At 27.9% G+C, this 8706-nt stretch carries 11 protein-coding genes and 1 pseudogene; 4 read left to right on the forward strand and 8 right to left on the reverse strand.

Going from position 1 to position 8706, the window contains the following annotated elements:
* The 3 genes from ACIQZ1_RS09010 to murQ form a co-directional block, all read right to left on the reverse strand.
* A partial coding sequence (locus tag ACIQZ1_RS09010; RefSeq protein ID WP_396160634.1) for a DNA topoisomerase IV occupies positions 1–285 on the reverse strand: 285 nt, incomplete at its 3' end.
* Positions 286–465: 180 nt separating this feature from the next.
* Complete coding sequence (locus ACIQZ1_RS09015; protein ID WP_396160635.1) at positions 466–687, reverse strand: DUF6095 family protein; 222 nt, start codon at positions 685–687, stop codon at positions 466–468.
* 1 nt (position 688) lies between these two features.
* Positions 689–1513: an N-acetylmuramic acid 6-phosphate etherase gene (gene murQ, locus ACIQZ1_RS09020; protein ID WP_396160637.1), complete on the reverse strand. Its 825-nt coding sequence runs from the start codon at positions 1511–1513 to the stop codon at positions 689–691.
* Positions 1514–1620: 107 nt separating this feature from the next.
* Here murQ and ACIQZ1_RS09025 point away from each other — a divergent pair, with 107 nt between their 5' ends.
* Entirely contained in the window at positions 1621–2715 is a 1095-nt protein-coding gene (locus tag ACIQZ1_RS09025) for a glycosyltransferase (protein ID WP_396160639.1), read from the forward strand.
* A 6-nt stretch (positions 2716–2721) separates the two neighbouring features.
* On the forward strand, positions 2722–3114 hold the full coding sequence (locus ACIQZ1_RS09030; protein ID WP_396160641.1) for a sugar 3,4-ketoisomerase: 393 nt from the start codon (positions 2722–2724) through the stop codon (positions 3112–3114).
* Positions 3115–3142: 28 nt separating this feature from the next.
* Here ACIQZ1_RS09030 and ACIQZ1_RS09035 read toward each other — a convergent pair whose 3' ends face one another.
* The 5 genes from ACIQZ1_RS09035 to ACIQZ1_RS09055 are packed head-to-tail and all read right to left on the reverse strand — an operon-like array spanning position 3143 to position 7176.
* Positions 3143–4075, reverse strand: a complete 933-nt coding sequence (locus ACIQZ1_RS09035; RefSeq protein WP_396160643.1) for a glycosyltransferase family 2 protein — start codon at positions 4073–4075, stop codon at positions 3143–3145.
* 1 nt (position 4076) lies between these two features.
* The gene (locus tag ACIQZ1_RS09040; protein WP_396160645.1) at positions 4077–5177 is read right to left on the reverse strand and encodes a glycosyltransferase; all 1101 of its coding nucleotides are present in this window, start codon (positions 5175–5177) and stop codon (positions 4077–4079) included.
* A gap of 11 nt (positions 5178–5188) precedes the next feature.
* On the reverse strand, positions 5189–5557 hold the full coding sequence (locus ACIQZ1_RS09045; protein WP_396160647.1) for a sulfite exporter TauE/SafE family protein: 369 nt from the start codon (positions 5555–5557) through the stop codon (positions 5189–5191).
* 13 nt (positions 5558–5570) lie between these two features.
* Positions 5571–6458: a lytic transglycosylase domain-containing protein gene (locus ACIQZ1_RS09050; protein WP_396160649.1), complete on the reverse strand. Its 888-nt coding sequence runs from the start codon at positions 6456–6458 to the stop codon at positions 5571–5573.
* 58 nt (positions 6459–6516) lie between these two features.
* Positions 6517–7176 (reverse strand): alpha/beta hydrolase, encoded by a 660-nt coding sequence (locus ACIQZ1_RS09055; RefSeq protein WP_396160651.1) that lies wholly within the window; start codon positions 7174–7176, stop codon positions 6517–6519.
* A gap of 203 nt (positions 7177–7379) precedes the next feature.
* On the opposite strand from ACIQZ1_RS09055, the gene ACIQZ1_RS09060 reads away from it, so the two are divergent.
* Complete coding sequence (locus ACIQZ1_RS09060) at positions 7380–7670, forward strand: N-acetyltransferase (RefSeq protein WP_396148953.1); 291 nt, start codon at positions 7380–7382, stop codon at positions 7668–7670.
* 247 nt (positions 7671–7917) lie between these two features.
* A pseudogene (locus tag ACIQZ1_RS09065) lies at positions 7918–8706 on the forward strand (polyphosphate kinase 1); the annotation flags it as partial.

Here is an 8706-nt window from a genome sequence, read left to right on the forward strand (position 1 = left end):
ATTTAGTATTTTAACGTGAATTGCTTTTTTTTCTGCTCTGTTTTTTGGCTTCACATTTTCTAAAATATATTCACAGTCATTTATCCATCGTATAGAAAAAGTATCGATAACTTGATTATAGTTTTCAATTTGAATAGAATCATTTCTTTCAAATGAACTGGTTAGTTTTTTACCATCAAAAGTGGTTTCTGAAGTAAATTTTCCGGTTTTAAAATCGGTACACTTTCTTTCTTGATTGTAACAAGAAACAAGAGTTAATGCGAATAATAATATGATTTTTTTCATTAAAAATAAATAAAATAGAGAATAATTGTAGTAACTATTAATAAGTTGAAAATGAATATAGTAATTTGGTTTCTAATATAATATTTTTCATTTGTCTCAATGCTTAAAGTGTTTTTCCCAAAATGAAACAGCCACCAAATTATTCCACCTAATATATTGTATATATTGCCTGACATTTTTTTATTTTTCAAATATGCTTTTCATTATTGTATTTATGCCCTTAAACATTAAATAAACGGAAAAGCCACAAACTAACACACCTAAAATCGCCACATAAATAAATAAAGGATGTTTTTGATTTTTAAAACTACTATTTAAGATAAACACACCTACAAAAAGTGTGGGCAGTGAACCTAATAATATACGAAGTCCTTTGTTTAGTATTATTTTATTTACAGACATACTATTTTTGTTTTTGGCTAATATAGAAATCAACAGCTTTTCTTACACTGCCATACTCTTGTAATAATTTGGTACCTATTTCATACGACACTGGAATTTCATCCATTATCATTCGTATTCCTCTATCAATTAATTTATCATTACTTAATTGCATATCTACCATTTTATTGCCTTTTACTTTACCTAAAGCAATCATAGTGGACGTAGAAATCATATTTAATACTAATTTTTGTGCAGTTCCTGCTTTCATTCTGCTGCTTCCAGTAACAAATTCAGGTCCTACAATTACATCAATAGGATATTTTGCTGTTTGCGAAAGCGGGCTTTGCGCATTACAACTGATACTTCCGGTAATAATATTATTTTCATTACATTTTTGCAATCCGCCAATCACATACGGAGTCGTACCAGAGGCGGCAATACCAATTACAACATCATTTTCATTAATTTTCCACGCTTGTAAGTCTTTCCACGCTTGTTCTTTATCGTCTTCAGCAAATTCTACGGCTTTTCTAATAGCGGTATCGCCACCTGCAATAATTCCAATAACGGTATCAAAATCTACACCAAACGTTGGCGGACATTCACTTGCATCAACTACGCCTAATCTACCAGAGGTTCCAGCGCCAATATAGAATAATCGTCCACCTATTTTCATTTTAGCAATAATTTGTTCAATTAATACTTCAATATTTGGCAACGCTTTTTCAACTGCTAATGGTACTGTTTTGTCTTCTGTATTGATGTGAGTAAGCAATTCGTTCACTGACATTTTTTCCAAATGTTCGTATTTTGATGCTTGCTCTGTAGTTTTTATAAATGTCATATATTTAGGCCTATTATTGTTGTTCAAATATACAAAGTATTTATAAATTTAAAGAATGACAACCATAGTTTATTGAATATTTTTATATTTGTTAAAAACTATAACTTTTGAGTCAAAAATCTCACAGATTAAAAATTTGCTTGGTTACCGTAACGCTTTCTGATGGAGGAGCAGAACGTTGTGCAGCACTATTATCTAATTATTTTGAAAATCAAGATATAGAGGTTTATCATGTTGTGTTTTCAGGAAAAGTAGCCTATGATTATTCTGGTAAATTATTTCATTTAGAGCATTTAAAAGATAAAAGAAATAGTTGGTGGAGTAGAAGTAAACGATTTTTTGCCTTGAAGCAATTTTTTGACACCAATCATTTCGATTATGTAATTGATTTTCGAACCAAAGAGTATTTGTTACAAGAAATGATTATTCATAATTTTGTATTTCCTAAATTTATTCAAACCATACATAGTTTTAAAATCAAATCGTATGTGCCGAAAAATAAATTCTTAGCGAAATTGTTATACAGAAATTGTCAGCAATTTATTTCTGTTTCGAAAGGAATTCAGGAGAAAGTCAATAAAAATTATAATTTTTTACCCACTAAACTAATATACAATCCTATTGATTTTGAATTCATTTCAAACCAATCAAAACAAGAAGTTACTAACGATTTTCAATATGTTTTATCTGCTGGAAGTATGAATAAAAACATAAAACAGTTTAATAAATTAGTTGAATGTTACGCCAACTCGATTTTACCTTCAAAAAAAATTAAATTAATTATTTTAGGTGAAGGAAAACTGAAAAACAAATGGATAAAATTAGCAGAAAGTCTAAACTTACAAGACATGGTAATTTTTAAAGGAAACGTAAAAAATCCATTTCGATATTATAAAAATGCGATATTTACAATTTCAACCAGTAAATATGAGGGTATGCCAATGGTATTATTGGAATCTTTAGCTTGCGGCACTCCAATAATTTCTTGGGATTACGCATCGGGTCCGAAAGAAATTATTTCAAACAAACAGAACGGATTGTTAATTGAAAATCAGGATACTGACAAACTAATTGAAGCGATGAACCTATTTGTATCGGATAATAATTTATATTTACAATGTAAAGAAAACGCGGTATCAAGTGTGAAACAGTTTAGTTTAGAAACTATTGGTAACGAATGGTTAAACCATTTAAAAAAATAAAAAGAAATGAATTATAAAATCATAGATATCCCAAAAATAAACAATACTAGAGGTAATATTGGTGTTATTGAAAATGATACGATTCCTTTTGATGTAAAACGTGTGTATTATTTGTTTGATGTGCCAAGTGGTGCAAAACGAGGTGGACATGCGCATAAAAAACTTAAACAAGTTTTAATTGCTATTTCGGGAAGTTTTGATGTGGTTTTGAAGAATGGAAAATCGAAAGAAATTATTACTTTAAATAGACCTGACAAAGGTTTGCTAATTGAAAACAACATTTGGAGAGAATTAGAAAACTTTTCTTCAGGTTCAGTGTGTTTGGTGTTGGCTTCAGAAGAATTTTCGGAAAACGATTATATAAGAAGTTATAAGGATTATTTGAGTTTTATAAAATAGTAATTATTAATTTCAACATCCAAAAAAATCAATACGTACTTGTTTTTATACCTAACTTTAATAAAAACAACTTCAATTTATCTAGCGTATTCAAAACAAGACTAGGCATTTTTAAAAGAACATTTTGTTTCCAATTTAAGTTTCTTGAATCAATAGTTGCAATCATTTTTTTCCAACGCAAATCGTTATTTTTCTTTAAGCGTTTTCCTAAAACATATCGTTCAAAATCGAGATATTTTTTTAAATCTGAATTGGTTTTTTCCCAATTTTCATAAGTATCAAAGTCTGGAATGGTTTTGTTAAGTAATGAACTCTGAGTAAGTTGGTTTTCTGTTTGCATAAAATAACGCATTTGTATTGAGTTAGTATATGCCAGTTTAAAATTGTAATTGGCTCTTATGTTAAAATCTAAATCTTCAGAAAAATTTATTTTTTCATTATAAAAACCAACCTTTTCATACACTTCTTTATGAAAACAAATGGAACCATGATTATAAATACCTTGTTTTACATTTATTTTGAAAAAGTTGATATAACCTGTAAAATTTATTGGTAAAATTTCAGATCCATTGCGAGGATTCTTAATTACTGTATCCCAAATTTCTTCATAATTTGTACCAAAAATTCTCGCTTCTGGAAAATTTTGAATTAATTGAAAGATACTTTCTAAAAATGTTGGTTTCCATAAATCATCTGCATCTAAAAAAGTAATGTAATTAGAATTCGCTTTTTTTATTCCAGAATTTCTAGTTGTGGATAAGCCGCAATTTTTTTCATGATAAATTAATTGTACTTTTTCTGATTCAAATTTTGAGGCAATTACAGCACTTTTATCTGAAGAAAAATCGTCAATAACTAGTATTTCAAAATCTGTAAAAGTCTGATCTAAAACACTTTCAATTGCGTTTTTAATATACTTTTCTTTGTTGTAAAGCGGAATTATTACGGTAAAAAATGCCATCTTAATCAGTTAAAATATATTGGAAAACTTCTTTCCAGTTGTGTAAATCTTTACTTGTATCAAACTGTGAAGTATTTCCTTGAAACATATGTTTTTCTTCTACAAATTCAGTAATTAGTTTTGCCAACTCAGTAGCATTATTTTCATCAAAAAAAGTAGCTTTTTCATAATCGCCACAAGCTTCTTTAGCATAAGGTAAATTGGCTAAAAACATGGGTTTGTTATATGCTTTTGCTTCAGAAATTGGCAAGCCCCAAGTTTCTATTTTTGATGGAAAAAGTAAACAATCCATAGCGTTGTACATTGATAATAATTGACTTCTTTTTACTTTTCCATAAAAATGCACGTTTTCTAAATCGCTATAATTTTTTATTAAAAATTGGGCGTATTTTTCTTTATTATCTTTTATTGTGGTGAAATGAAATTGAGTATGTTCTGAAATGTTTTTTGGCAATGCTTTTATTGCTTTTAATATTACTTCATGATTTTTATAGCTTCTTGGAAAACTCGGATAGAAAAAGTGAATTTTATTAGCTTCAAAATTGTATTTTTCTGAAGTAATTTCCTCCACATATTTTGGTATGGCAACTTTTATATTTGTGATGTTAAATCGCTTTTCAAATACTTCTTTTATCCAATGTTGCTGTACAAAAACAGTATGGTTTTTAGTGATGTTTATTTTAAATAGCATGTCGTACAAAACAGAAAAAACACCAATTTTGTAATTAAATTTCCAATCTTTCCAAGTAGGTTTAAATAATGTTGTTGGATGATGGCAGTAGACAAATTGTTTTTTTGCTACTACATTTGGTGTGGTATCATGAAGTGAAAACCAAATATCAGGTTGTACTTGTTTAGATAATTTTTTAAAATAAAAATACTCATAATACAAACGAAACCACCAAGATTTTTTTGAAAGTGGTATCTCAATAATTGAAATATTTGAGAATTGAAATTTCGAGGCGTCATGAACCAAAGCGACAACTTCAACTTCCTTGTTTTCAATGTGTTTAGAAAGTTCTTGTAAGGCATTGTGAAGAATAGTAAATATACCACCTTCTACCATATTAATCCCTGAAATTACAATTTTTTTACTTTTCAATTAAGTATAGATTATTTGTCTAACAACATTTTTCCTGCAATAACTAATAACACTACGGCAAAAATTTTCTTTAATATTTTTTGGTCTAATGTTAGCGCAAATTTACTTCCGAAAATACTACCTATGACAAAAAAAACGGCAATAATTGCTGCGTATTTTATATTAATTTGTCCTTCTTTATAATAATTAAAAACAGCAACAGCTGTAACTGGCACTACTAATACCGCTAAACTTGTACCTTGTGCTTGGTGTTGATTAAATCCGAAAAACATGACTAATAACGGCACCATAATTATGCCGCCGCCAACGCCAACCAATCCGCTTAGTACTCCTGCTAAAATTCCGATAAGAATTAAAGACAATATTATTTGTAAGGTCATTTTACTTTTCATTTTATTTATTATATCCTTCTAATGGAATTTCAATTTCGTATATTTTTTTTGTTGGATTATCTAATTTTTTATCACGCAACCATTGGTTATGTGTTTTTAAAATTTTATAGTTAATTCCTTGACTTATAGCAAATGTAGACAAATTTGTAATAGTAGAGTCTACCATTATTTTTTTTGTATTAATTTTTGGGTATAAGGCTTCTTTAGGAATTAAATAGCCATATTTTTCTGGATTTTTCATAATTTCTTTCAAAGCTAAAATTCTGAAAACATAACGAGAGGTTTCATCGGTTAACCATAAACTGTAATAATCTGAAGTTTGTTGAAAATTAATGTGATTTTGTAATCCTGTCATACCACCATTATACGATGCGGCCGCTACTGTCCAATTTCCGAATTTATTTTTGGCCTTAATTAAATATTCACAAGCAGCCTGAGTAGATTTTTCAATATGATAACGTTCGTCTACTTGATCTGTTACTTCTAATTTACTTTCTTTAGCAGTTCCCGGCATAAATTGCCAAACGCCTTTTGCACCAGATGGCGAAACAGCATTAATTAAACCACTTTCAATTACAGCTAAATATTTAAAATCATCGGGAACATTATATTTCGCTAATATGGGTTCGATAATAGGGAACACCTTATTGGCTCTTTTAATTAAAATGGCAGTTGAAGCATTTAAATTAATATTTACTAACATTTCTCTGTCCAAACGTTCTTTTACATCTGCTTGATTGGTTGGAACTTTTTCCCCACAAAAATCCATATCAGTAGGATATTCTACATGATTTTTTTTCGTTACGTTTTGGTAAGAAGTAGCATAAATTAACAATCCGCAAATAATGAATAGTGCGAATAAAAATATGGTTTTATTTAGGTATTTCATAAGTATGTAATTTTAGTATTATCTCTTTTAATAAAGGCAACTATATATGTTTTTTTGTTTATTCTAATATTAAATTAGGTAAATTTTTATTCAACCATTTGTATTTATTTACAATCATAATATGAGTTCCTCCTTTTACAACAATGCAATTTTTTATGTTTGAAATTGGAAAAACCATATCTTCATCACCGTGAATATGAATAACTTTTTCATCAGGAATATTTCTTTGCCAAAGTAATACATTTTCAATTGCCCAATCTAAATATTTAGTTTGTTTCATAAATAAATATTTGTTGTATAATTTTACTCTTTTAGCGAGTAAACCTCTACCTTTTATGTATCTTGATAAATAATTTACTTGCCCTAAAAGACTGGTAGGTAATGCTTTATATAATTTTGTAGCCTTAGCCAATTTCATATGAATAGGCAATTCTTGGTTGCTTTTTACACTTGAAATAATGATGACTTTTTGGGTTTTAATGATTTCAGACATTTCTTGAACCATTATTCCACCAAATGAAACACCAATTAAAACGCAATTTTTATGTGTAATGCCTTCGCACATTCTTTTAGCGTAACTTTGAATGGTTTCATTATAAATTGGTAAAATCCATTCTAAATAATGCATTTCAAATTGTTCCTTAGGTAATTTTATATTTTCGAATATTTCTATACTTGCAGCTAAACCAGGAACAAAGTAAACGTGTGATTTTGACATTAGTTTGATGATTTTGTGCCTTAAAATTATAATTTTAATTTTAAATGAGTTTCTTTTTTAGTTATAAATATGAAAATTTAACAAATAATTTTCTATTGTTATGATTTTCATTTGTTTACTACTTGATTTGTCTTTATTTTTTTGTAAATTTGCAGACATTTTAACAAACAATTAAGAATTGTTAGTATTTAAAACCCAGATTTATGCTAGTTGAGGAAATTAAAGACAATGAATTATTAAGACAATTTGAAACAAAAACCGCTTGCGGACTTTTAACCATTGAATACGCCATTCAAGAAAGGAAGATATTTTTAACCAAGCTTTGTGCAAACGAAAACGAACAAGAAGATAAAGTAAATCAATTTATAACTTCCGTTTTAGATATCGCTGAAGAAAGAAAGTTTAAAGTAGTGCCAACCAACACAAAAATTGTTTCTTTTTTTAGAAAAAATAAAAAATTTCAACAGTTATTACCTCCAGGTATTAAAATATAATTTAGAATTATAGCTTCAAATGACAGCATTAAAACTAGTTTTGATGCTGTTTTTGTTTTATAAATTCCTTCAAAAAATATAAAAGCACGGATTGAATAAATGTTATATTTTCATCAAATTTTGTTAAATACCATTGAAAACAATACCTTTATACCTAAATTTGGTAGTACATATTTTAAGTTTAAATTAATTGTAAAACCAATATTTTAGACACTATTTTGTCTATATAAACAGAACAAATAAAAGAATGAATCCATACATTGATAGAGAAAAAAGCTGGTTAGCATTTAACGCAAGAGTCTTGCAAGAAGCCGCAGACGAAAATGTACCTTTATTAGATAGATTACGATTTTTAGGTATTTTTTCAAATAATTTAGATGAGTTTTTCCGTGTTCGATATGCAGCAATTCGCAGAATGACATTAGAAAAAATTGATACTAAACCAATGTTAGGCGATATTTCTGCAGAACAATTATTGAAAGATATTACAGAAATTGTAATTGAACATCAATCTGAAAGTTTACGAATATTAAACGATATTGAAAAAAAACTTGAAAAACAAGGGATTTATATCATTAATGAAAAACAAATTAATAAAGACCAAGAAACGTTTATTAAAGAATTTTTTATTCAAAAAGTAAGTCCAGAATTAGTTACCATCATGTTAAATGATTTAGTTGAATTTCCTTTAATTAAAGATACTTCAGGATATTTAGCAGTAAAATTGGTAATGAATAAAAACAAATCAGGATTAATTTCTCAATTAGATAACGATAAAGAAATTAGATACGCCATTGTTGAAATTCCAAAAACAATTAACAGATTTGTAGTTTTGCCTTCAAATTCAGATAAACAATATATTATTTTATTAGACGATGTAATTCGATATAGTTTAGACCATATTTTCAATATTTTCGACTATGAAAGTATTGATGCACATATGATAAAAATAACTCGAGATGCCCAATTGGAATTCGATTCGGACTTGAGCAAAAGTTTAATTGAAAAAATATCGTATAGTGTTAAAGAACGAAGA

Source organism: Flavobacterium sp., from assembly GCF_044341185.1.
Lineage (GTDB): Bacteria > Bacteroidota > Bacteroidia > Flavobacteriales > Flavobacteriaceae > Flavobacterium.